The sequence below is a fragment of the Metasolibacillus meyeri genome, assembly GCF_003049505.1.
GTDB classification, from domain to species: domain Bacteria; phylum Bacillota; class Bacilli; order Bacillales_A; family Planococcaceae; genus Metasolibacillus; species Metasolibacillus meyeri.
The window spans coordinates 1-23,931 of the sequence record NZ_PYWN01000052.1; the positions used below are offsets into that span (position 1 = coordinate 1).

21 protein-coding genes are annotated in these 23,931 nt (G+C 39.1%); all 21 read right to left on the bottom strand.

Annotation, left to right across the window (positions count from 1 at the left end):
* Nucleotides 1–103 precede the first annotated feature (103 nt).
* Entirely contained in the window at nt 104–1,171 is a 1,068-nt protein-coding gene (recA, locus tag C9J34_RS08825) for a recombinase RecA (RefSeq protein ID WP_107839498.1), read from the bottom strand.
* A gap of 153 nt (nt 1,172–1,324) precedes the next feature.
* Nucleotides 1,325–2,566 carry a competence/damage-inducible protein A gene (locus tag C9J34_RS08830; RefSeq protein WP_107839499.1) on the bottom strand — a complete coding sequence of 414 codons (1,242 nt, stop codon included), beginning with the start codon at nt 2,564–2,566 and terminating at the stop codon, nt 1,325–1,327.
* A gap of 16 nt (nt 2,567–2,582) precedes the next feature.
* Nucleotides 2,583–3,161, bottom strand: a complete 579-nt coding sequence (gene pgsA, locus C9J34_RS08835) for a CDP-diacylglycerol--glycerol-3-phosphate 3-phosphatidyltransferase (protein ID WP_107839500.1) — start codon at nt 3,159–3,161, stop codon at nt 2,583–2,585.
* Nucleotides 3,162–3,223: 62 nt separating this feature from the next.
* Nucleotides 3,224–4,108 carry a helix-turn-helix domain-containing protein gene (locus C9J34_RS08840; RefSeq protein ID WP_193768946.1) on the bottom strand — a complete coding sequence of 295 codons (885 nt, stop codon included), beginning with the start codon at nt 4,106–4,108 and terminating at the stop codon, nt 3,224–3,226.
* 8 nt (nt 4,109–4,116) lie between these two features.
* Nucleotides 4,117–4,902 (bottom strand): DUF3388 domain-containing protein, encoded by a 786-nt coding sequence (locus C9J34_RS08845; protein ID WP_107839502.1) that lies wholly within the window; start codon nt 4,900–4,902, stop codon nt 4,117–4,119.
* A gap of 602 nt (nt 4,903–5,504) precedes the next feature.
* A complete protein-coding gene (locus C9J34_RS08850) occupies nt 5,505–5,762 on the bottom strand; it encodes a DUF3243 domain-containing protein (protein WP_066170215.1) in 258 nt (85 codons plus the stop codon).
* Between the two features lie 56 nt (nt 5,763–5,818).
* Nucleotides 5,819–6,541 (bottom strand): elongation factor P 5-aminopentanone reductase, encoded by a 723-nt coding sequence (gene ymfI / locus C9J34_RS08855; RefSeq protein ID WP_107839503.1) that lies wholly within the window; start codon nt 6,539–6,541, stop codon nt 5,819–5,821.
* A complete protein-coding gene (gene yfmH / locus C9J34_RS08860) occupies nt 6,541–7,839 on the bottom strand; it encodes an EF-P 5-aminopentanol modification-associated protein YfmH (protein WP_107839504.1) in 1,299 nt (432 codons plus the stop codon). Before yfmH ends, ymfI begins: the two co-directional genes overlap by 1 nt.
* The gene (yfmF, locus tag C9J34_RS08865; protein ID WP_107839505.1) at nt 7,826–9,106 is read right to left on the bottom strand and encodes an EF-P 5-aminopentanol modification-associated protein YfmF; all 1,281 of its coding nucleotides are present in this window, start codon (nt 9,104–9,106) and stop codon (nt 7,826–7,828) included. The genes yfmH and yfmF overlap by 14 nt, the downstream gene beginning before the upstream one ends.
* 370 nt (nt 9,107–9,476) lie before the next feature.
* Nucleotides 9,477–10,439, bottom strand: coding sequence for an ABC transporter permease (locus tag C9J34_RS08870; protein ID WP_107839506.1), 963 nt, complete (start codon nt 10,437–10,439; stop codon nt 9,477–9,479).
* A 1-nt stretch (nt 10,440) separates the two neighbouring features.
* Entirely contained in the window at nt 10,441–11,487 is a 1,047-nt protein-coding gene (locus C9J34_RS08875; protein ID WP_107839507.1) for an ABC transporter permease, read from the bottom strand.
* A 1-nt stretch (nt 11,488) separates the two neighbouring features.
* Nucleotides 11,489–13,027 carry an ABC transporter ATP-binding protein gene (locus tag C9J34_RS08880; RefSeq protein WP_107839508.1) on the bottom strand — a complete coding sequence of 513 codons (1,539 nt, stop codon included), beginning with the start codon at nt 13,025–13,027 and terminating at the stop codon, nt 11,489–11,491.
* Between the two features lie 650 nt (nt 13,028–13,677).
* Nucleotides 13,678–14,772 carry a BMP family lipoprotein gene (locus C9J34_RS08885; RefSeq protein ID WP_107839509.1) on the bottom strand — a complete coding sequence of 365 codons (1,095 nt, stop codon included), beginning with the start codon at nt 14,770–14,772 and terminating at the stop codon, nt 13,678–13,680.
* A 54-nt stretch (nt 14,773–14,826) separates the two neighbouring features.
* Nucleotides 14,827–15,555, bottom strand: a complete 729-nt coding sequence (locus tag C9J34_RS08890) for a GntR family transcriptional regulator (protein ID WP_107839517.1) — start codon at nt 15,553–15,555, stop codon at nt 14,827–14,829.
* A gap of 180 nt (nt 15,556–15,735) precedes the next feature.
* Nucleotides 15,736–17,964: an FtsK/SpoIIIE family DNA translocase gene (locus tag C9J34_RS08895; protein WP_107839510.1), complete on the bottom strand. Its 2,229-nt coding sequence runs from the start codon at nt 17,962–17,964 to the stop codon at nt 15,736–15,738.
* Between the two features lie 298 nt (nt 17,965–18,262).
* Nucleotides 18,263–19,930 carry a ribonuclease J gene (locus tag C9J34_RS08900; protein ID WP_107839511.1) on the bottom strand — a complete coding sequence of 556 codons (1,668 nt, stop codon included), beginning with the start codon at nt 19,928–19,930 and terminating at the stop codon, nt 18,263–18,265.
* Between the two features lie 196 nt (nt 19,931–20,126).
* Nucleotides 20,127–21,041: a 4-hydroxy-tetrahydrodipicolinate synthase gene (dapA, locus tag C9J34_RS08905; protein WP_107839512.1), complete on the bottom strand. Its 915-nt coding sequence runs from the start codon at nt 21,039–21,041 to the stop codon at nt 20,127–20,129.
* 13 nt (nt 21,042–21,054) lie between these two features.
* Nucleotides 21,055–22,095: an aspartate-semialdehyde dehydrogenase gene (locus C9J34_RS08910; RefSeq protein ID WP_107839513.1), complete on the bottom strand. Its 1,041-nt coding sequence runs from the start codon at nt 22,093–22,095 to the stop codon at nt 21,055–21,057.
* An 81-nt stretch (nt 22,096–22,176) separates the two neighbouring features.
* Complete coding sequence (locus C9J34_RS08915; RefSeq protein ID WP_107839514.1) at nt 22,177–22,764, bottom strand: dipicolinate synthase subunit B; 588 nt, start codon at nt 22,762–22,764, stop codon at nt 22,177–22,179.
* On the bottom strand, nt 22,737–23,525 hold the full coding sequence (locus C9J34_RS08920; RefSeq protein WP_107839515.1) for a dipicolinate synthase subunit A: 789 nt from the start codon (nt 23,523–23,525) through the stop codon (nt 22,737–22,739). The genes C9J34_RS08915 and C9J34_RS08920 overlap by 28 nt, the downstream gene beginning before the upstream one ends.
* Nucleotides 23,522–23,785, bottom strand: a complete 264-nt coding sequence (locus C9J34_RS08925; protein WP_107839516.1) for a YlmC/YmxH family sporulation protein — start codon at nt 23,783–23,785, stop codon at nt 23,522–23,524. The genes C9J34_RS08920 and C9J34_RS08925 overlap by 4 nt, the downstream gene beginning before the upstream one ends.
* Nucleotides 23,786–23,931: the final 146 nt, after the last annotated feature.

The window sequence follows — 23,931 nt, forward strand, 5'->3', positions numbered from 1 at the left end:
TAGCTAAAAGCTTTTTAGAACCCCCCGCATAGCAGGGGGTTTTCATTTCCACAACAAAAAAGCTGTTTGAAAAGGCTCACCTTTTCAAACAGCTTTCATACTTTTACTTTTCTTCACCTAATAATAAAGCTAATTCTTCATCTATTTCTTCGTCCTCTTCATGACCACCGATTGTATAGTTTGAAGCCGCGATGCCATAAGATTGGCGGATTTTGCCCGCAATTTCTTCACGTACAGAAGGATTTTCCTTTAAAAATTGCTTCGCATTTTCGCGTCCTTGTCCTAAGCGCTCATCACCATATGCATACCAAGAACCGCTTTTTTGAACGATGTCTAGCTCAACGCCTAAGTCCACGATTTCGCCTTCTTTCGAAATCCCTTCTCCATACATAATATCTACTTCTGCTGTACGGAATGGTGGCGCTACTTTATTTTTTACAATTTTAATTTTTGTTTTGTTACCGACCATATCATTGCCTTGCTTAATTGTTTCTGCACGACGTACTTCTAAACGAACAGAAGAATAGAATTTTAATGCACGACCACCTGGCGTTGTTTCAGGATTTCCGAACATAACACCGATTTTCTCACGGATTTGGTTAATGAAAATAGCTAATGTTTTTGATTTATTAATCGCACCAGATAATTTACGCAATGCTTGTGACATTAAGCGAGCTTGTAAACCTACGTGAGAGTCGCCCATCTCCCCTTCGATTTCCGCTTTCGGTACAAGTGCTGCTACAGAGTCAATTACTAGTATATCGATTGCACCGCTTCGTACTAATGCTTCCGCAATTTCTAATGCCTGCTCACCTGTATCTGGTTGTGATAATAATAACTCGTCAATATTCACACCTAGCTTCTGTGCATAAATTGGGTCCAGCGCATGCTCTGCATCGATAAATGCCGCTTGTCCACCAGCTGCTTGCACCTCTGCAATAGCATGTAATGCAACTGTCGTTTTACCAGACGATTCCGGCCCATAAATTTCGATAATACGACCACGTGGATAACCACCTACCCCTAATGCTGCATCCAATGCTAATGAACCACTTGAAGATGTTGCGATTTCACGGTCTGTTGTTTCTCCAAGTTTCATAATAGAACCTTTACCAAATTGCTTTTCAATTTGTTTTAACGCCTGCTCTAAGGCTGCTTTACGATCACTCACTGTAGTTCCTCCTCTAAAAAAGGTTAGATTTATTTATACCATTACTATACTTGTTCTTTGAGAAAATAGCAACAAAAAAGCGAACGTATTTTCGTTTTTGTTTGAAAATAAAAATTTGGACGCCAAAATACGCCCAAACTTCATTTTTCACTATTATTTTTCATTGAGTAAACGCAATAAATAACTGCATGTGAATTTAACTGCTCTTAAACGGTTTGTATTGCGCATGCCTGAAAGTTGCAGCTTGTATGTTTGAACCTCTTGCCCCTCTACACTAATACCAATCCAAACAGTGCCTGCAGGCTGTCCACCATGCGTATCGGGTCCAGCAGCACCCGTTAAACCTACGCCAATATTCGTTCCAAATTTCGCACGCACACTCTGTGCCATCGCTGCCGCACATTCGCTACTTACAACACCGTATTCAGCAAATAATTCAGGCGCAATGCCAAGCTGTTCCGTTTTCATTTGCTGATTATATGTTACGACACCGCCAACTAAAGTACCACTTACACCTGATACTTCTGCTAATTCAGACTGAAATAAGCCTGCTGTTAAACTTTCAGCTGCCGCAATCGTTAAATTTTTGGCAAGCAATGTCTCCACTGTTTTTGAAGCAAGCGAATCATCGTTAATTCCGTATTGGAATTGTCCAACAATCGCTTGAATTTCTGCTACTTTTGCGTCAATTAAAGCTGTTGCCTCTTGCTCGTTAGCAGCCTTAGCCGTAATGCGTAATGTCACTTCTCCATCAGATGCTAGTGGCGCAACTGTCGGATTGGTTTGCGTGTCTAAAATATGCTGCACGGCTACTTCTAACTCAGCTTCACCTATGCCATAAAAACGCATGACATGAGATAAAATGACTGCACCATCGGTTAAGCGAGATGCTAGCTTTGGCTTTGCTTCAAACTGAAACATCGGCTCTAGCTCCTTCGGTGGCCCTGGTAATAAAATATAGGTTTTACCATTTTGCTCTAAAATCATCCCTGGTGCCATGCCGTGGTGGTTTGCTAAAACTTCACATCCTGCTAATACCAAGGCTTGCTTTCGGTTATTTTCTGTCATCGGGCGACCTAGCCGTTCAAAGAATCCTTCAATATATGTTAGCGCTATTTCGTCAAATGTTAGCTCTGCGCCTAAATGACTAGCAATCGTTTCCTTTGTTAAATCGTCCTTTGTTGGCCCTAGACCACCTGAAAAAATAATGATATCTGCGCGCCCCTCTGCAACAGCGATTACCTCCTCAAGCCGAGCTGCATTGTCACCAACTACTGTATGATAGTAAACATTGACGCCTAATTCTGATAGTTGACTAGAAATAAATTTCGCATTTGTATTCGCAATTTGTCCAAGCAACAGCTCTGAGCCAACCGCAATAATTTCTGCATTCATAAAAGGCAACCTCTCTTTATTTGGAATCTAACAATACTCGGCGGTTTAAGTAGAAGTAATCCCAACCAGACCATACTGTGAAAAATAATGCGACATAAAGCGCGATTTTATCAAATGGGATGCCCAGCAAGGCAAAAATCGTATTGTGTAGTAGCAATGCTGAGATAGCAACTATTTGTGCCCACGTTTTAATTTTCCCTAATTGGTTTGCTGCAACGACTTCTCCCTCACCCGCTAAAATTAAACGTAAACCTGTTACAGCAAACTCACGGCTAATAATAATAATGACAATCCATGCAGGTGCTAACTGTAGCTCTACTAGCAAAATAAGCGCTGCGGATACTAATAGTTTATCTGCCAACGGATCTAGAAACTTTCCGAAGTTTGTGACTAAGTTATACTTTCTCGCATAATAACCATCTACCCAATCTGTCACAGACGCAAGAATAAAAATTAATGCGCCTACAAAATGACGAACAGGCATTTCAGCACCTAAAAATGTCATGTCTCCCCATCCGAAATCAAACATGACGACAATCATAAAGAGAGGGATTAAGCAAATACGTGAAACTGTAATTTTATTAGGAATATTCATGATTAAGCACCTTTCATTTTAAAACAAAGAAGCCATATACATCGACATGGCTACTTCGTTGATTATTGTTGAGCTAATTGAATAATGTAATTTTGTGTATATTCATTCGATGGTGATGTAATTTCTTCATCATTTACGAACACTTTTACAGCAGTTTGACGCCCTAAACGAATTCTTACATAGCCATCCGCTGTTGCATCATATTCTACTGTTTCACCTTGGAAGTATTCTTTTCCTAAGTTATCAATACCTTGTGTATTACGGAACGCAACCCAGCTACTTTGTTGAGCAATTTCTACACGAATCTTTAATTCTGTTGTATTTGTCACGTCAAAAAGAACATCTAGTCCATTAACCGTTGTTTGTGTAACAACTTGCTTTATCTCTTCAACAGGCTCTTCTTCCTCTTCAGGCTGAGATTCCTCCGCTTTTCCTTCATCCTCTGGCTCTTCTTGTCCTTTATTATCCGTTACATCTTTATTTTTATCGATTAAAACTTCTGATCCTACTTCTCCTTCTTCTGATGGCACTTTATTCGCCGCTTTTTGCTGATATAAATACCATGAAAAAACGATAATCACAACAATAAATAATGCGGCGATAATCATCGGCATCATTTCTAATATTTTATTGGATGACCTTGGTGTAATTCGACGTCGTCTCGTATTTTGCGTATACGCTTGTGCAACTTCCTCTTGCTTAACACCTGGAATATCCTGTTGATAACTCGATAGTACTTCCTCTGGATCTAGTCCGACTGCCTCTGCATATTGTTTAATAAATGCTCGCACATAAAATGATCCAGGCATAATCGAATAGTTACCTTCTTCTATACCGACTAAATAGCGCTTTTGAATTTTCGTTACTTCTTGTAAATCTTCTAAGCTAAGCCCCTTAGCTAATCTCGCTTCTTTCAAGCGAGCTCCTAAATCTGTCAACAATAACACCTACTTTGCTAAAAATTAAATCCTCCGAATTCAGAGCTTGACATCATATCATTTTTTTCGATAATTTCATATGTGATTTCTTCATCGGGATGTGTTCGAATCTCAATGATATAATCAAAATCTTCAATTGTATATTGTGAATGTTGCACAAAAATATCTGGATGTTCAATGACTTTTATTGTTGGCATACTCATCATTTCACGCACAAGTTGCTGATGTCTTTCATCTGTCGACTTTCGTGTAACGACACCATCTAAAATAAAAATATTATTGCCGCTAAATTCATCTCCCATAAGCGAGTTACGAATCGTTTGTTTAATCATTGTCGACGAAATAAAAATCCACTTTTTATTGGCACAAACGCTTGCAGCAACTACAGATTCTGTTTTCCCAACACGCGGCATCCCTCGAATACCAATTAATTTATGACCATCTTGTTTAAATAGCTCTGCCATAAAATCAACTAAAATACCGAGCTCATCACGCACAAACCGAAAAGTGTTTTTTTCATCTGCATCTCGTGGAATGTACTGACCATGTCGCATCGCTAAACGATCGCGCAATTTTGGCAGACGGAATCTTGTCACATTGATATTTTCCATTGTCGTCACAATGGATTTAAAGCGCTGAATCGCTTCATCATTATCAGATTCTAACAGCATGCCTCGTCTTTGTTGTGCAACACCATTAATTGATACAATATTAACACGTAACATACCAAGTAAAGATGAAATATCGCCTAATAAACCAGGGCGATTCACTTGAATTTCATATTCAAAATACCATTCGCTCATCAAAATCCGTCCCTTTCATTATAGAAACGTAAAATCACTTTATAAGTTCCATCATAGCTGATTTTACAACGTATGAAAAGTTAGAAACAACGCTTTTCCTTCTATATTTTAATTTTTTTATTGTATTGGTTCAAATAGGAAAAGCAAATTACATTTAAATTTGATGTTTTTGTAAAGTATAATATGTAAAATTTAACTTAATTCAGCAAATGCTTTATGCGCGAAAGCAAAGCGATAGTGACAGTTGTTTTCTACAACGAGTAAATGCAGTCATTTTCAGCATAAAGGGAGTGTCTCAAAATAGCTTTTCAGACACTCCCTTTATTGATGAAAGCTAACAATCCGTCGGCATGGATTGTTAGCTTTCACTTTATCTCGTATTAACAGATAGTAAACTTTTTTCCCACTATTGAAAATGAAGTAACAGATACAAGTCATTCATTTTAAGACTTGAAAGCTAGGCGGGTGAAACTATCCGTAAAAGCCCGAATAAGGCCAATACGATGTTGGTCACACAAACATTTTCACAGGATGTGAAGTGCTTAGCTTGTGTTCTCTTACTAACAATCAGTGGGAAAACTCCCACTGATTGAAGGTTCACTTTATTGTACTCTGTTATTTTGTACAAGCTTGATGAGACAGCTAGCAAGTGCCTTTTTCTCGTCGGATTCTGCTACTGACCATAAATCCGACAAAACGCGTTCCTGCTCGTTTTTTGGATCTACATTTTCCGCTAAGTAGTTACCGATTTGCACAGCCGCTTTTTCGATGATTTTATTCGGCATGCCGCTGTCCTTCGCATCATCTACTTGCGCGCCTAAAAATGATGTCCATTGCTGCCAGTTTTCTAAAATACTCATTCATTTTCGCCTCCTTTGCACAATTAGTATTGGCAAAGGAGCCTTTTCTTATACAGCTAGATATACCAGCCACCATTCAAATGAATGATTTGACCTGTCATATAATCTGCCTGACCGCTTACATAAAATGTGCATAGATGTGCTACATCGTCGGCTGTACCAAGCTGTTGTAGTGGGATGTCACTGATAATTTGCTCACGCTCTGCCTCATCGATATGACCGTTCATTTTTGTTTCAATAAAGCCTGGCGCAATGGCATTTACTCGAATACCGTTATAAGCAACCTCCTGCGCATATGCCTTCACAAAGCTATGCTGCGCCCCTTTAACAGCTGAGTACACAACTTCACCTGCCGCGCCTGCTACACCCCAAATCGAGCCGATAAACAAGACATAGCTCACTTGATGCGCACGTAATTTAGCGGCAAGCTGTTGTAAAATAAGCATCGGTGTTTGCACATGAACTTGCCATAATGTATGCATTTCAAGTGCTGATATATCTTCAAGTAAACCATATACTGCATGCCCATTCGCAAAAATAATCGCTTGCAACGTAAAAATTTGGCTTGCTAAATGTGTAGCTGCATCTTCATGTGTAAAATCCGCCTGTACACAGAAAAACTCCTGTTGTGGAAAATCAACTGTTAGTTGTTCAACTAATTCAGTCGTTGGCTTCGTCGCATAATGCATATAGAGCGACCAGCCTTGTTGCGCTAAATGCCGGCAAATGGCTGTACCAATTTCACCTGAAGCGCCACAAACTAACGCATATTTTTTCATTATTTGCGCTCGCCCACCGGTAAAACTTTAAATACTGTTTGCTGTTCTTCACCTTGAATCGTTTTGAAAGCTTCCACAATATCCTCAACCGTCAATTTTTCAAGCACTGGGACAACATCAAATAAATTCATCTCATTGAATTTATAACGCGTAAATTGGTTCGCAATGAATTCAACAGAGTTCAATGCGCGCAGGAAGAACCCAATTTTTTTACGTTTAATACGCTCAACATCCGTGCTCATAAATAATACTTCTTGCTCCGCTTCCGCAAGGCGCTCTTTAATGACCTTAACAAGCTCCTCATGCTTCGGCGTATCCGAACCGATTAACGCAAAGCCGTAACCTTTCTCCAACATGAAATCATAAGAATACGTTTCATCAATTAAGCCGTCCTCATAAATTTTTGTATAAAAATCAGAGGCACGACCAAATAAGCATTCTAAGCCAATTTGTACCGCCAGCTCATGCTTAAGCATTTCTTCACCAGCTAAATCCGTTTGCTTGGCTTTTAAGCCTACATACACTTTTGGTTTTTGCACATCCATATGAAGAATTCGCTCAGATACAGCAGCATTTGTTGGCTCCTCTTCAAAAATGCGCGTTAACGGTGTTGGCTGCGCGAATGTTTTACGCTTTTGATTTTCTTCAATTATCGACATCATTTCGTTCGGATCGACTGCACCAATTACAAATAGTAGCATGTTAGATGGATGGTAAAATGTATTGTAGCAAGTGTAGAGATAGTCTGCTGTAATAGCATCAATTGATTCAATCGTACCTGCAATATCAATTTTCACTGGATGCTGATGATACATATTTTCAATTGTGCCAAAATATAAGCGCCAGTCTGGCAAATCATCATACATCGTAATTTCTTGACCAATAATGCCCTTTTCTTTATTCACCGTTTCCTCTGTGAAATAAGGCTCCTGTACAAAATCGAGCAATGTTTCTGTGCTTTTATGGATATGGTCTGTTGCCGAAAATAAATAGGATGTGCGTGTAAATGAAGTAAAGGCATTCGCTTGTGCACCAACTTCGCTAAACTTTTGAAATACATCGCCATCTTCTTTTTCAAACATTTTATGCTCTAAAAAATGCGCTATTCCATCTGGAACAGTAATTGGCTCTGTTTCGCCAATCGGCACAAATGAGCGGTCAATCGAGCCATATTTCGTCGTAAACGTTACAAAGGCCTTTGAAAATCCTTTTTTCGGTAAAATATAAACATCTAAGCCGTTATCCAATTTTTGATAATAAAGTGTTTCATCTAGTTGTTTAAAGTCAATTGCTTGCATCTGCTTGCTCCTCCTTGCCACATAGGAAATAAACCGCCTCGCGTTTTACTTTTAACGACATTTGCTGCACATCTTCCTTCGTTACACTCTGCCAGTTTGTCGTCCATTCATTCACGGAAAATGCCGCTGATAAGTTTTTATACTGGTCGTAAATTTCTATTTGTCCACGTGGGGAATCCAATGCTTCTTTTAATTGATTAATAAGCATCGCCTTCGTCTGTGTTAATTCTAAATCTGTGATTTCACCATTTTGTAAAGCAACTAGCTGTTCATCAATGACTTCAATCGCCTTTTTCTCATTATTTGGCTCAATGCCTGAAACGACAAAAATAAGACCGTAGTGTGATGCATAAGAGCTTGATGCATAGTACGCTAAGCTTTCACGCTCACGCACATTCATAAAGAGCTTCGAGTGTGCATAACCACCAAAAATGCCATTAAAAATTTGCATTTTTGGAAAATCTGCATCGCCAAATAACACAGGTGTACTATAACCAATATGCAGCTTACCCTGCTTCATGTCTTGTTGCTCTTTCGTATAGCTATCGCCCGGTTGGTTGATTGCCATAAGCATTTCTTTTTCATATTGTTCACGATCTGCAAATGGCAGCACTTGGCGCAGTTTGTCAATCATCGCTTTTTCATCCACATCACCAACAACATAAATATCAATGATATCGTGCTCTAACATATGCATATACGCTTCCATCAAAGATTCTGGTGTAATCGTAGCAACCGTTTCAATCGTGCCATTTGCCGAAATAGATGCCGCATGATTTGGTCGCATAATTTGCGTTAATCTTTGTTGTGCATAACGCGCCTTATCATCAAAAACAGAATGGATACGTTGCATAACCATATCTTTCTCCCGCTCTACAATAGAGGCAACAAAAGCGCCATCTTGAAGGTTCGGTTTGAAAATAGCCGTATGCAATAGCTCAAGCACTTCATTCAGTACATTACTTTGTGCCAAATATTGATCATTTACCGTTTCGACATTCATTAACACCGTATGCTCATTACCACGCTTTGACGTATCGAAATAAAGCACCGTACCGAATAAATCATCTAAATAACTACGATAAGCTGCCGATGTTGTAAATGTTTCATTGCTATGTTGTAACACATTGGTTAAGACCGTGCGGTGTGCCGCATCTTTTTCAGTTAGCGCAGCACGCCATTTAATTGAGAAATTTACTGTTTTGAATTGTGTCGTTTGTCGAATATGTAGCGAAACACCTTTCGCTAATTGTATCGTTGAAAACAAAAAAATACCTCCCTAAAGTAACAAATTCAATTACACTTTGACGCTATTATGTGCAATTCCTACAAAAACAATGTTATTCCTACTATAACATGCTTATACTCCTTCGAGCTCAAAATTATTATTTAGTATGGTGTAGTTATGAAACAAATATGCTACGATTTTTTATTTTAATTCAGGGAATTCGTTGAATTAAAATAAACGCTCTAGCGACTGTCACAGATTTTTTGGGCATGTTCATTGGAAAAGTTCCATCATTATATTAGATGAACACCTTTATTCACATGTCCTGTTGAGCGAATCATCGTTTTCATACAAAATAAATAGCCGTCAGAAAAGTAGCACGTTAGCTTACTTTCCTGACAGCCCTTTCTCATCGCTTACCTTTAATATATGGTTGACCACTTGCTTTTGGTGCATTGGCTTTGCCGATAAATCCTGCTAACGCTAAAATCGTTAACACATAAGGTAAAATCGTTAAAAATACTGGTGGAATATCTCTTACGTATGGGATTGTGCTACCTGCAATCGATAATGCTTGTGCTAAACCGAAGAACAGCGCAGCGCCCATCGCACCGATTGGATGCCATTTCCCGAATATCATTGCGGCAATGGCCATAAACCCTTGTCCATTAATTGTCGCGTGGCTGAAGTCATTCGTAATTGTTTGTGAATAAACTGCACCACCGATTCCAGCAAGAGCCCCTGAAATCATCACGGCAATATAACGCATTTTCGTTACATTAACCCCCATCGTGTCAGCTGCCATTGGATGTTCACCAACTGCGCGTAAACGCAAGCCGAATGGCGTTTTGAAAATAACGAACCATGCTAAGAAGGCTACGACAAATGCCAAAATCGATGTCCCATAAATATTATGGAATAACAATGGTCCGAAAAACGGAATATCTGCTAATAGCGGTACATCAAAGCGTGGGAAACGCGCTGAAATGAAATCAGTTTGTCCACGACCGTCGAAAATCATTTTTACTAAAAATAATGCTATGGCAATCCCTAATAAGTTTAATGCTACCCCTGTTACTGTTTGATCAGCTCGGAAAGCAATTGCTGCTACTGCTAATAGTAACGAGAATAAAGCACCAATTACCATTGCCACTAAAAGCGCTACCCAAGGCGTAAAGCCTCCAAGTGCTTCATAAGTAAATAAATTGAATACAATCCCTACAAAGGCACCAATTACCATAATACCTTCAATACCGATATTTACAACACCAGAGCGCTCAGAGAACACGCCGCCAATCGCTGCAAAAATAAGAGGTGCTGCATAAAATATAGCAGAAGGGACGATAAAATATAAGACCTCTAAAAAGCTCATATTAGTTGCCCTCCTTTTTCTTTCCGAATTTTTCTAAAGCAATACGAATTACATAGCCTGATGCTACGAAGAAAATAATTAACGCAATAATAATCGATACAATCTCTAGCGGAATGTTTGCAGCATTCGGCATGTTTGTTGCACCAAATTTTAATGCACCAAATAATGAAGCACCGAATACTACTCCAAGTGGCGTATTTGCGCCTAATAAGGCAACGGCAATTCCATCAAATCCAATACCCGTAAAAGTACTTCGAATCGCCATATAACCAAATGTACCTAAGGCTTCCATCGCGCCACCTAAGCCAGCGAATACACCTGAAATCGTCATTGCTAAAATAATATTTTTCTTAACATTCATTCCTGCATACTCAGCCGCATTTTTATTAAAACCAACCGATTTTAATTCGAAGCCTAACGTTGTACGCTCTAGTATGAACCACATAACAAATACCATCAAAAGGGCAATGACAATACCCCAGTGTAGACGAGAATAGTTTGTCAGTTCTTCAAGCCAAGGTGAGCTTAAAGAAGCTGTTGACGCAATATTGTCTGTACGCTCTTTGCCTGACCAAGATTTAATCAAGGCATTTGCAATATGTAGCGCTGTGTAGTTTAACATAATTGTTACAATTACTTCGTGAATGCTGAAGCGCGCCTTTAAATAGCCGGCAATAAATGCCCAAAAAGCACCTGCTGCTGCTGCTGCGATTAATGCTAACGGCAAATGAATAAATTTCGGTAAACCTTCTATTGCAAAGCCGACATACGTTGCTGCTGCCCATCCCATAATCAATTGTCCTTCAACACCGATATTGAATAAGCCTGTTCGGAACGCAAAGGCAACGGCTAAGCCAGCTAAAATATATGGTGTAATTTGACGAATCGTCTCACCAATTGTATAAATATCTCCAAATATACCATTCCATAATGCAGTATATCCTTTAATCGGGTCATAGCCAGTAGCAAGCATCACGATTGCTCCAACAATTAGACCTAAAATAACTGAAATTATAGGAACGAGAATATTAATTGTGCGATTGCTCACCTTAATCGTCCCCTTTCATTGCTGCTTTCGTTTTTGTTTGACCGGCCATTAATAAACCAAGCTCTTGCTCTGTCGTTTGGCTAGGCGTTAATGTATCTACAATTTGTCCATCATAAATAACGGCGATGCTATCAGATACATTCATTACTTCATCTAACTCGAAGGAAATAAGCAAAACTGCCTTCCCTTTATCGCGTTGTTCGATTAAACGACGGTGAATAAATTCAATAGCCCCAACATCAAGCCCACGTGTAGGTAATGCTGCAATTAATAAATCTGGGTCGCGATCTACTTCGCGTCCAATAATAGCTTTTTGCTGGTTACCACCTGATAAGGCACGAGCTAATGTTGTTTCACCATGTCCTGTTCGAACATCAAACTCCTCGATTACTTGCTTTGCTTTTTTCGATATTTTTTTATAATCAATGATGCCAAACTTTGAAATTGGCTCCTTGTAATACGTTTGTAAAGCAATATTGTGACCAATTGTAAAATCAAGCACTAAACCATGCTTATGACGGTCTTGCGGAATATGCCCAATACCTGTCTCTGTAATTTGACGTGGCTTTTTATTTGTTATATCTTGGCCATTCAATGTCACTTTACCGCTCTTCACTTTACGTAAACCTGTAATTGCTTCGATTAATTCGGATTGTCCATTGCCATCAATCCCAGCAATCCCCACAATTTCCCCTTTACGAACAGTTAAATTTAAGCCTTTTACTTTTTCAATTCCACGGTAATCAAGGACAACTAAATTTTCAATTTTTAAAGCTTCATCTTTCGGGTTTGCTAGCGATTTTTCTGTTTTAAATTCCACTTGACGTCCAACCATTAATTCCGCTAACTGATCTGGGTTTGTTTCAGCTGTTACAACTGTACCAATCCCTTCCCCTTTACGAATAATCGTCACACGATCCGATACTTCCATAATTTCATTCAATTTATGCGTAATTAAAATAATGGACTTTCCTTCAGAGATTAGGCGTCTCATAATTTCGATTAATTCGTTAATTTCTTGCGGTGTAAGCGATGCTGTTGGCTCATCAAAAATTAAGATTTCAGCGCCACGATACAATGTTTTCAATATTTCTACACGTTGTTGCATACCAACCGAAATATCTTCAATTTTCGCATGTGGGTCAACATCTAAACCATATTTTTCAGAAAGAGCGGCAATATCTTTAGCAGCATCTTTAATATTGACTGTTCCGCGTTTCGTAGGTTCATTTCCTAATACGATATTTTCCGTAACAGTAAAGTTCTCCACGAGCATAAAATGTTGGTGAACCATCCCTATTCCTAAATCATTTGCTACATTCGGATCTGTAATTTTCACAGATTTTCCATGTACTTTAATTTCACCAGCTTCTGGCTGATAAAGTCCGAATAAGACGTTCATTAAAGTCGATTTCCCTGCACCGTTTTCTCCTAACAATGCATGAATCTCGCCTTTTTTCAGTTGGAGGGTGATATTATTGTTCGCTACAAAGCCTCCGAATTCTTTACGGATGCCTAGCATTTCGATCACGTATTCCAATCGTTTCACTCCTTTAGGCACAATTTAAATTAAATATATCAAACAGATGCTCACTTTAAACAATGAGCATTTTGTGTTCCAAAAATTAACACATGGGCTTGTCGGAAAAACTAAACAATAGTAGATTTATCTTAATTCGGCAATATTTTTTGCGCGAAAGCGAAGCGATAATTCCTACCTTGATAAAGGGTAGGGCGCACGCTGAGATAGAGGATCTCTGTCTAAGAACATCATTACAAAGAAGTAACCAATACCCTGTTGCTTCAAAGTCCCTTACAGATGTTCACAGATTTTTTGAACATGTTCGAAAAAAACTGGACGAGAGTTAGCCTAGGTATAATGAATCCGGCATCCCCACCTATTAATTTTCAAACCTTTTACAATGCAATTCAATAAATCTTTCATTAAGTCCTTCTAGCATTTACAGCCCAATGAAGGCTTATCCAGTTTTTCGGATTGACGCTAAAATCACTTATTACAGCTAGAAAATGGAGCTGTCTGAAAAGTTATTTTGAGACAGCTCCACGTGCCAAGATTAGTGGCATTATAATGCGACTACCTCAGAAGCACGCACTTTTAGTAAATAGTTAGTAGAGGGGCATCAGGAAAGGTTTTGCCTTCCCTGACACCCCCTCTTCATTATTAGTTAATTATTTTACTTCATCAGGATGTGTAGGTACTACAATGTCACCAGCAATAATTTGCTTTTCGAAGTCTTCAACCACTGCTAATACATCAGCAGTAATTGCACCACGAGAATCAGCAAGACCTACGCCGCCTTCAGCTAAACCGTAAACAGTTGTTTGTCCACCAGGGAAGTCGCCATCTTTTGTACGATTCGAGATATCAATAACTGCGTTACCAACACCTTTAACCATAGAAGTTAATGTTACGTTGTGGCTACCAACTTGTCCTTCTTCGTATTGGTCTTTATCTACACCAATTACCCATACGTTAGCGTTTGCATCTTTTTCTTTACGCTCTTTTGCTTCTGTGAATACACCGTTACCAGCACCACCAGCAGCGTGGAAAACAATATCTACACCTGATGAGTACATACGATTTGCAATCATTTTACCGATATCTGCTTTGTCAAAAGACTCTGCATAATCTTCCTCGATAATAATATCAGGATTTGCTGCTTTCGCACCTGCGATAAAGCCTGCATGGAAGCGTTCAATTACAGGGATTTTTAAACCGCCGACAAAGCCAATTTTACCTGTTTGTGACATTTTAGCAGCAGCTACACCTGCAAGGAAAGCGCCTTCTTGCTCATTGAATAATACAGAAGCAACATTTGGTGCGTCTACTACGCCATCAATAATTGCTAATTGCGCATCTTTTTGTTGACTTGCAATTTTACCAATTGCATCTTCAAATAAGAAACCTACACCAAATACTAAGTCGAAGTCACGACGGATTAATGCATTTAAGTTTGTGTTGTATTCTGAATCTTGTTTTGATTCTAAGTAGTCATAACCACCGTCGCCTTTTGCTAAGCCGTGATCTTTACCAAATTGTTGAATACCTTCCCAAGCAGATTGGTTAAATGATTTATCATCTACACCGCCTGTATCCGTTACCATTGCAATTGAAAAATCACCTGTTGAAGTTTCAGTACCTTTATCAGTTGAGCCAGTTGAACCTTCGTTCTCTTTTTTATCTTCATCTGCACCGCATGCACCTAGAATTGCCCCCGTTGCTACAACAGATGAGATCAATAAGCCAAATTTACGTTTTTTCATTAGTGAATCCTCCTAGAAAGGTTTTTTAGTCATTAGCAGGAAATAAAATTTGTTCTACACCCTTTTTCTTACTACATGGAAGCTAAATTTATCAGCTCTAAAATAATTTTTAGAATACAAAACTACTCGATCATTATCATCGTAATGAAGCTGCTTCAAAACGAGTAACGCTGTTTCAGGACCACAGTCTAGAATTGGCGAAACCTCTTCATGAAAGCCTATTGGATCGATGTATGTGATCGCATAGTTGACATGGATAGCACCTGATTTTTCAAGTGCTGAAAAAAGAGATATATCCTGATTATTAACAAATTGCTGCGGTAAATAGTCGGCTGGTACTTTATCAATACAATAAACGACCGGCTCTCCATCCGCTGTTCTTACACGTTCAATCGTGATCACATTGTCATCAATGTCGGTTTGAAAACGCTTTATATCATCCTCAGTCGATTTTTCTTCTGTTGCTCTTATAAAAATCGTGCCTGGTGTCATTCCTGCTTGCTCAATCATTGATGAAATACTCGACAATTGTTCAATTCCTGAAGTAAACACTGGCTTAGGGTTAATGAATGTCCCTACTCCGTGTCGACGAATGATAACGTTTTCTTCCTCCAACAATCGTAGCGCCTCGCGTAGAGTGGCACGACTTACCCCAAGTGATTTTGACAACTCAAATTCAGATGGTAATTTTTCATTTTCTTGATAAATTCCCTTTTCTATATCTGATTTTAAGCGATCAATCACTTGTAAGTATAAATGACGGTGATCTGTTTTAATTGTCACTTTTTCACCACCACCAACAAAGAGATCAGACATCTGATGTACAACATTCCTACTAATTCGTTTTCAATATAACATTTTTGCTAGCGGTTGCAAATACATTTATTGAAAAAGTGTAATGGAATCGTAAATTTTCTATTAATTTTTGAACGAAAATGAAACATTCGGAAAAATTCGTCATTTTCATTCCCCTGAAATGCTAGATTTTAACATGAGTACTTGTCGAGGTCTACTGCCATCCGGTGGACCAACAACACCGCGCATTTCCATTTGATCAACAATGCGCGCAGCCCTTGCATAGCCTATACGGAAACGACGCTGTAACATCGATACGGAGGCACTTTGCTGCTCCATCACAAGCATGACAGCTTCATCATACAAATCATCTGTCTCATCCATAATCTCTGTTTGTGGTACTTCTGATGGAATCATCGACTCCTCATATTGCGCTTTTTGTTGTTCTATAACAAAATCGACAATCGCTTCCACTTCTTTATCTGATACAAAAGCACCTTGTACACGTACTGGTTTAGCAGCACCTGCTGGTAAAAAGAGCATGTCTCCGCGTCCCAGTAGCCTTTCCGCACCGCCCATATCTAAAATGGTACGTGAATCAACAGCAGAAGATACAGCAAAAGCAATACGTGATGGAATATTTGCTTTAATAATTCCTGTAATGACATCTACAGATGGGCGCTGTGTCGCAATAATTAAATGAATGCCTGCTGCACGCGCCATCTGTGCTAAACGCGTAATCGCATCCTCCACCTCATTTGATGCAACCATCATTAAATCAGCTAGCTCATCTACAATGACAACGATGTAGGGCAATTTTGCCTGCTGCTCTGTATTTGCTGCATTATGTTGTTCAATATGGCCATTATAACCTTCAATATTACGCGTCCCTGTATGTGAAAAGAGGTCATAGCGACGCTCCATTTCAGACACGATTTTTTGCAAAGCTTGTGCTGCCTTGCGTGGGTCTGTTACAACTGGAGCAAGCAAGTGGGGAACACCGTTATACACCGTTAACTCGACCATTTTAGGATCAATCATCATCATGCGGACTTCATGCGGTGCCGCTCGCATCAATATGGAAATAATAATACCATTAATGCAGACACTTTTCCCACTACCCGTTGAGCCGGCAACAAGTAAATGGGGCATTTTATTCAACTCAGCAAGCATTGCCTGTCCTGTAACATCGCGTCCAAAGCTAATTAATAGCTTGCTCGCTGGTCTATTGTCAGGTACTTCAATCACTTCTCTTAATGTAACAATCGCCACTTCATTGTTTGGTACTTCAATACCAATAGCAGATTTTCCCGGGATCGGTGCCTCTAAACGAATATCTTTTGCAGCTAATGCTAATGCTAAATCATCTTGCAGGCTGACAATTTTGCTCACTTTTACTCCGATATCTGGTAATACTTCATACTTTGTCACAGCAGGACCTAAATGTACTTGTACAACTTTTGCCTTTACACCAAAGCTAAGCAATGTTTGCTCTAACTTTTTTGCATTCGCTTGAATAATGCTGTATTCCCCACTCTGATCATGTGCAGGAGGCAATTGCAACAATTGGGTTGATGGCAAAGTGTATGGACTTTCTAATTCATTGATTTGCACTGGCTCATCAAGGATTTCCTCAATTATTTCTTGTTCTTCCATTGGCGGCGCTTCTTCCTGAATTTTGGGCTGCGTAAAGGCAGAAATAATGGGCTCTTGATGAACAATTGTTTCTTCTGTTGCCAGCACCTCCGTTTCGGAAGTTACCGATTTGGGCGAACGACGTTTCTTTTCCTTCTTTTGTGGAGTTAGCTTCTTTTTCATTGCAGGTGTTTTTTCGATAACGAAAGGAACAAGCGCTTTGCCTGTCACTAATATAATGCCTATAAACAGCAATACCCATGCTGCTACCTTTGCACCAGTTGAATCAAATAAAACATGGAACAGGCTAAAAAGCATTGCACCAACTATGCCTCCGCCAAGCGCTTGCCCCCTATTTGCAACGCCGCCCATTTCGATTAAAAGACGCCATGTTTCTCGTAAAACGGAATTCGATAGCAGTGCATTCGCCTTATGCAATTCTTCAAAAAGCAGGCTATGACTAAACACGGTAAAGCTACATACAATGAGCGTTACACCAATGACAACACGATTTTTCATCGTCACACCACGACGTCTTACCATAAGCATGGATGCAACTAATACGAGTAAAAACGGAACGACAAAATGCAAATTCCCAAATAAAAATAAAGCAATTGATTGTGTAAAACGGCCAACAATACCATATTCGAAATAAATAATCACCGCATAGGCAATGCATAAAATTCCTACAATTTCATAGGCAAGCGGATGCCATTCTTTGTTAGATGCCTTCACTTGTTTTTTCTTTCCCTTGTTCGCCATTTCACCTGTTCCTTTCTTATCATTTAGAAAAAATATAATTTTTTCTAAATGGATTCGCTTATTGATTTACCATTCTTTTTATAAAGTGAACCTTTAATCAGCAAGATTCCTCATCCCCACTGATTGGTGATAAAGGAACACAAACTACTAGCTTCACAGCGATAAAAAGCTGAAAATACAGTTGATTTCTGTTGTGGAGATGATTATGGAAAGCGTCAATCAACGGCGGTTCTAGTTACCTATACGATTTAAAAAAGGATTTCCTTATGCCATGAGGGCACAAGAAAATCCTTTTCGCTTAATATTCCATAATAATTGGGATAATCATTGGGCGGCGCTTCGTTTTTTGGAATAAATATTGATTAAGCGTATCACGGATTTCTTGTTTAATATTTGTCCATTCAAACGTATCTTTATTCACATACTTTTCGATTACACCACGCGCAATTTCAGAAGCCTCAACCATTAGCTCCTCCGATTCACGCACATAAACAAATCCGCGCGACAAGATTTCTGGTCCAGAGGCAATTTTCTTTTGTGCTCGATTTAATGTCACAACAACAATGAAAATGCCATCTTGCGACAGGAGCTTGCGATCGCGTAATACGATATTTCCAACATCGCCAACACCGATACCATCAATGAGTACATTGCCAGCTTGTACACGACCACTCATACGCATTTTACCGCTTCTATACTCTACGATATCGCCTTTATCCGCTATAAATATTTGTGACTTTTGCATTCCTAATGATTGCGCTAATTTGGAATGGGCAATTAACATACGGTATTCCCCTTGAATTGGCACAAAATACTTTGGCTGCATTAAGTTTAACATTAATTTTAAATCTTCTTGACTACCATGTCCGGAAACATGAACCTTTTTATCTGCTGATAATACCTTAGCACCTGCTTTGGCAAGTTGGTTCATCGTTTTATACATTTGTACTTCCATTCCTGGAGATGGTGTAAACGTAATTAATACTGTATCTGTTTGCTTAATTTTAATATCTCGATGATGTTTGCGTACAATTTTGTCAAGCGCTTCAAGTGGTTCGCCTTGGTTACCTGTTGCAATAATAATAATTTCATCATCTTCATATTTATGAATGTCGCTCACTGGAATTAATGTGTCTTCATCAATATCTAAATAGCCAAGCGATGAACCTAGCTCTACAACCTTCTCCAACGATTTACCGACAATCGCTACTTTACGGAACGACTTTTGCGCTTGTGTAAATACTTGTTGCACACGAATAAAGTTTGAAGCATATACAGCTACTAAAATTCGGCCTTGTGCAGAATGGAATGTTTTCGCTAGCTGCTCACTAACAACCGCTTCACTTGTTGTATAGCCAGGACGCTCCGCCTCTGTTGATTCAGATAATAAGATAAATACGCCTTCTTCACCAAGCTGTGCCATCGTTGCTAAATCAGGCTTAAACTTCCCTTGTGCTGCTTGGTCAAATTTAAATTCTCCTGTATGAACAATTGCACCTTCTGACGTATGGAACACAATCCCTAGCGAATCGGGGATACTATGTGTTGTATGGAAAAATGTTACATACGTTGAATTGAAGTTCATACGACTTTTGTTCGTTACTTCGAAAAACTTCACTGGATGAGGTGCTGGCATCTCTTTTAAATGTTCTTTCGCCAAGGCTACTGTCAATTTTGAGCCATATACAGGCGCTTTAATTTTGTTTAATACGTAAGCAATTGAGCCAATTGCATCTTCATGTCCGTGCGTTAAGAAAATACCTTTCACACGCTCTTTATTTTCTTCTAAATACGTAATATCCGGAATGACGATATCGATTCCAAGCATTTCATCTTCTGGGAACATCAGCCCACTGTCGACAACGAATAGCTCCTCGTCAATTTCGATTACATACATGGATTTTCCGATTTCACCAACCCCTCCTAGAGGGATGATACGGATTACTTCATTTTTTACTTTTGTCACTTAATTTCCTCCTAAAAAATATCCCGAACAGCAACCACTTATCAACCATTATACGTGTTGTTGCCTTTTAGCACAAATTAAAAATTCAGCAATTATGCATCAGCTAAATTTAATCCATATTTCCCTATTCCTACTTATGCAAATAAACTTAAATTCATCACGCTATGTACTAAATTAAAAAAACCAGTGTGACGGATCACACTGGTAAAGTTTCACGAATAGCTGTCATTTTCGCTTGGTACGTATCCCAAATTTTATCGAATCCAGCTTTTTCTTCATCTGTCATTTCCATCATCGGTAAGCGTACTGCTAGTGTGTCAAAGCCTAGCTTTGTCATCGCATATTTCACTGGTGATGGGTTTGGCTGCGCGAATAATGCACGTACTAATGGTAATAGTGCACGGTGAATTTTTGCAGCAAGTTCATGTCTACCGTCTTCAAATGCACGCATCATTAATTGCATATCATTACCAACAACATGTGCTGCAACTGAAATAACACCTGTTCCACCAATAGCTAAAAGTGGCAATGTCAAACCATCGTCCCCACTATAAACTAAGAAATTATCTTTTTTATCAACATTTTCGATAATATCGCCCATTTGATCTAAGTTGCCGCTCGCTTCTTTAATCCATAAAATATTGGAAATTTCACTTAAAGCGACTGACGTTTCATAAGTTACATTTACACCCGTACGTCCTGGTACATTATATAACATTACAGGTAACTTCGTTTCACGTGCAATTGTTTCAAAATGGGCATAGATACCGCGCTGATTTGGCTTATTGTAATACGGTGCAACAAGCATAATACCATCTGCACCGTTTTCCTCTGCCTTATGTGTCATCATAATGGAGTATGCAGTTTCATTATCTCCAGTTCCCGCAATAACCGGTACACGTCCAGCTGCTTTTTCCACAGTGAAGCGTACAACTTCAATTTTCTCCTCTGTTGACATCGTCGGGTTTTCAGATGTCGTCCCACATGCGATAATGCTATCTGTCCCATTATCGATTAAATGATTAATAATTCGTTCAAGCTCAGGATAATTAATCGTACCATCCTCTTTGAACGGCGTAATCATCGCTGTTCCAACTCGACCTAAATTCATCTTTATACACCTCTTATAATAAGTTATCTTCCAACATTGCTTCGACAATTTGAATAGAATTTAGTGCCGCTCCTTTTAATAAATTGTCTGATACAATCCATAAATGGAAGCCTTTTTTATTATCTAAATCTTGGCGAATTCGACCTACGAATACTGGGTCTTCTCCTTCAGCAAAAATCGGCATCGGATATTGTTGATTTGCAATATCATCTTGTAAGACAATGCCTGGTGCATTTTTTAATACATCAAAAAGATCCTGCACTGTCGCTTCCTGCCCAAGCTCAATATATACAGACTCAGAATGTCCTGATACAACAGGTACACGCACGCAAGTTGCTGCAACTTGTAATTCAGGCATTTCCATAATTTTTTTTGTTTCATTAATCATTTTCATTTCTTCATACGTATAGCCATTGTCTGTAAATTTATCGATTTGTGGAATGATGTTACGTGCAATTGGATAATGCTTTTGATCCGCTTTTACAGGTAAAACATGCGCTTCGACATTTTTTCCAGCTTCCCACTGCGCACTTTGCGCTTTTAGCTCATCAATCGCTGCAATACCAGAGCCTGATACAGCTTGGTATGTAGATACGATTACTTTTGTTAAACCAAATTTCTCACGAATTGGCTGTAGTGCTGCAACCATTTGGATTGTTGAACAATTTGGATTGGCAATAATACCTTTTGGAATATTTTTCAAAGCATGACGATTTACTTCTGGTACAACAAGCGGTACTGCTGGATCCATACGGAAATGGCTTGTGTTATCTACAACAACTGCACCACGCTTTGCTGCTTCAGGTGCAAGCGCTGCTGATACAGAGCCGCCAGCCGAAAATAATGCAACATCTACATCTTTAAAGCTTTCTGGTGTTGCTTCTTCAATTATATATGACTGATTATTAAACTTGATTTCCTTTCCAGCTGAACGTGCTGATGCTAGAAATTTAATTTGTTTAATAGGAAAATTTCGTTTCGTTAAATGCTCCATCATTGCTGTGCCTACTGCTCCTGTCGCACCTACGACAGCTACTGTCAATTGCTTTGTCATAATCTCATCTCTCCTCGAAACTAGTTACATAATGTTGGATATTGTAACATATAACCTTGCAATTGTGTAGGATTAATTTGATTATTTAAAAAATTGGATAAGTATTGGCTGTAATTGTTTTTTATTAATGGCATGATGCACCGTTTCAACCATTTTTGAAAAATCAGAGATAAGTGATGTCGGCTTTTGTACAGGATCATCTTGCCCAAACGGAATAAAATAAATATTTTTTGCATTTAACAGTTTCATCACATTTTGACCGTTTAAACCGAGCCCATCATTCGTCGAAATACCTATAACGACAGGGGTGCCATTGCGTAAAGTCGCTTTTGCCGCCATTAAAACAGCACTATCTGTTGCTGCATTCGCAAATTTACTGATTGAATTTCCTGTCATTGGCGCGATAACCATGCAATCTAATGGATTTTTCGGTCCAAATGGCTCCGCCTCTACAATCGAAGAAACAACCTTTTCCCCAGTTGCTTCTTCGATTTTCTTAATCCACTCTTCCCCTGTTCCAAAACGCGTTGCTGCATGTAAAACCGAAGGCGTAATAATTGGCACAACTTGCGCGCCTGCTTGCTTCAAGTTTTCTATTTTCGGCACAACATCGGCGTATGTGCAATGCGATGCAGTAATTCCTAATCCAATGCGTTTTCCTTTAAGCATTGCTCCGCCCTCCAATCTAATATCGCTGTCTTTAATAAATTTGCAGCATCTGTGCTGAAATATTTCCCAGGCAATCCTGCAAGTAATTCATATTGCTCCATATCTTCTGTTACACAGCCTGGTGCCGATGCTAAATCATAAATCGGCATCAGCAATTGCTCGCGTATGGCTGGTGTAAGCCATTTTGCTGGAATCGTATTAATTAAAGCTATTCCTTCGACATGTGGTAATTCATCTAATAAATAGGATTCATAACCAAGTGCCAGCGCCTCGCAATGTTGCGTAACAGAGCGCACTAAAATCACGACATCTGCCTGCATGCTTTTGAGCATATGCGCTGTCATTTTAGCGACTCGACCAAAGCCTGTAATAATAAAACGTTTGTGGCGTACTGCCTGTTTACGTTCATAAAAATAAGCTAAAAATGCCTCCGCTGTTAATGCTGCATTTTGCCAAATAAATGCTTCTTGCTGTAAATAACGGTGCACTGTTTGCTTCTTTAAAAATACTTCCCATTCTGGTGATAGCTTTCCAACATGTACGAGCGCTTGTTGAATGCCGAGAACAGCTTGCACATCAATTTTCAATGGTTGAATAGGCAACACAATAACATCTGGATGAAACTCCAAAGCTGTTGCATTCAGCTCTGCATCCCAACTCGTTTTATTTTTATAAAAAACAGTTCGTTCTTCACTTGCTACGCTTCTAGCTAACACCTTCATTCGTTCATCTGCACCTACAACTAACCAGCGCTCTGTCATTGGTCATAACTTCTAAATGTCGTTGTCGTTTTATTAAATAAGATGCGATCCTCACCGATTAATGCGATTTCCTCCCACGGAATAAACGCTGCCCCGGATTTTCGCTTTTGAAACATAAGCTTCGTTTGCGGCATTAGCTCAAAGCCAATAATCTTTCCAGTTGTCGGCTCAAATAAACATTCCGTATCCGCTAAAAAACCATAGCGCACACCATTTTGCATTTCAATTAACTCTTTGTCAGCAAGCTCTGATAAAAGCATATTCTCCCTCCTTTTCAGTGCTTCACCATACTATATGCATGACACAATTTGAACGTTCGCCTAAGTTAAAATATATAGACAAAAAACATATTTCTATAACCATTGTATGTGTACAATTTTAAAAAAGAGGTGATGCACTTTGTTTA